Source organism: Oleiphilus sp. HI0128, from assembly GCF_001635365.1.
Genome location: NZ_LWGG01000859.1, coordinates 1 through 1,661 on the forward strand (window position 1 = coordinate 1; position 1,661 = coordinate 1,661).

2 protein-coding genes are annotated in these 1,661 nt (G+C 48.2%); both read left to right on the top strand.

What is annotated here, in order from left to right; genetic code table 11:
- Nucleotides 1–453, top strand: a 453-nt coding sequence (locus tag A3763_RS13485; protein WP_304440814.1) for a pyrroline-5-carboxylate reductase, incomplete at its 5' end; no start/stop codon positions are given.
- Between the two features lie 3 nt (nt 454–456).
- A partial coding sequence (locus tag A3763_RS13490) for a CinA family nicotinamide mononucleotide deamidase-related protein (RefSeq protein WP_068760130.1) occupies nt 457–1,661 on the top strand: 1,205 nt, incomplete at its 3' end.

Consider the following 1,661-nt stretch of genomic DNA (forward strand, 5'->3'; position numbering starts at 1 on the left):
GCCCAGGTACTCAAGGGTGCGAGCGGCTTGATCGCGAATGCGAATGTAAGCGATGAACAAAAGAACTTGTCAGATGAATTGTTTCAGGCAATTGGCTTGGTTGAATGGGTAGATCAGGAAAGCTTGATTCACTCAGTGACGGCCTTGTCAGGTTCAGGGCCAGCGTATATCTTTTTGATGATCGAAGCGATGGAAGCAGCCGCGATAAAACAAGGGCTCTCTGCAGATACGGCTCGAAAGCTGGCAGCACAAACCGTAGCGGGTGCCGCTGAAATGGTGCTTAGTGGTGATGTGGCACCAGCCCAGCTAAAGCGCAATGTGATGTCTCCCGGCGGAACAACAGAGCGAGCGATTCATACTTTCGAAGAGAAGGGCTTGCTTGAAATTGTCGATGAGGCAATGCAGGCCGCAGCAGATCGATCAGTAAGCTTGGCAGAAGAGCTGAAGGCTTAAACTATGAAGATTGCATTGCTGCTGACAGGTTCCGAGTTGATGACCGGTGATATTGTTGATAGTAATTCGGCGATGATCGCTGAATACTGTCTTGATCAAGGTATTCAGGTGGCTTACAAGGCGACCGTTCCTGATGAACTAGACCTATTGGTTTCAGAAATAGAGCGCTTAAGTCAGCACTTTGATGTTCTGATTGTTAACGGTGGCTTAGGGCCGACAACAGATGACATGACGGCAGAAGCTCTGGCTAAAGTTCTAGGCAAGCCAATCAAGCAGCACGAGCAAGCTCTGGCACACCTGAGCTCTTGGTGTCAGCAACGCAACTACCATTTAAGTGATGCCAACAAAAAGCAGGCGATGCTGCCCGAAGGGATTGCTTTGCTGGCAAATAGTATCGGTTCTGCAGTGGGTTTTTGGGCGCCTCATAATGATTGTCAGATTTATTGTACTCCGGGTGTACCGAAAGAACTTGAGCTGATGCTGCGTGAGGAGATCTTACCGAGTCTAAAGGTTACTTTACCGAGTGATATTGAGGTGAAGCGCCTTCGCTACCGCGTTTTTGGTTATGGTGAATCAAAACTTCAGCAGGTGCTGGCTCAGACCTTTCCGGATTTGCCTGCTTGCATTGAGATAGGCTTTCGAGCCTCTCTACCTCTAATAGAACTGAAACTGAAGGTTGATAGGCTAGAACATCATGCTACTTTAGGTGAATGGGGCAAGAAGATAGAAGCATTGCTTGGTGATCATATTGTCACTAAGGATCAACGCTCTATTGCTCACGTTGTCGTAGATAAGCTTAATGCCGAAAGTAAAACGCTTACCTTTGCCGAGTCTTGTACGGGCGGCAAGATAGCTTCTTTAGTGACAGAGATTAGCGGCGCATCGGCAGTGTTTGAAGCGGGTGTTGTCTCTTATTCCAATGAGATTAAACATCGAGTACTTGGCGTGTCGCAAGACTCTTTGGATAAGTATGGTGCTGTGAGCGAGCCTGTTGTCAGAGAGATGCTGGCGGGTGTGCTCGAATTAAGTGGTGCAGACATAGGAGTGTCGGTATCAGGCATCGCTGGTCCAAATGGCGGTACCGAAGAAAAGCCAGTTGGTACTGTTTGGGTCGCTTGGGGTGCAAAGAACAATATCAAAGCACGTGAATTCTACTTTCCGGGTAGCAGGGTGTTTTTTCAGGAACTAGTTTCAGCCTTAGCTCTGGA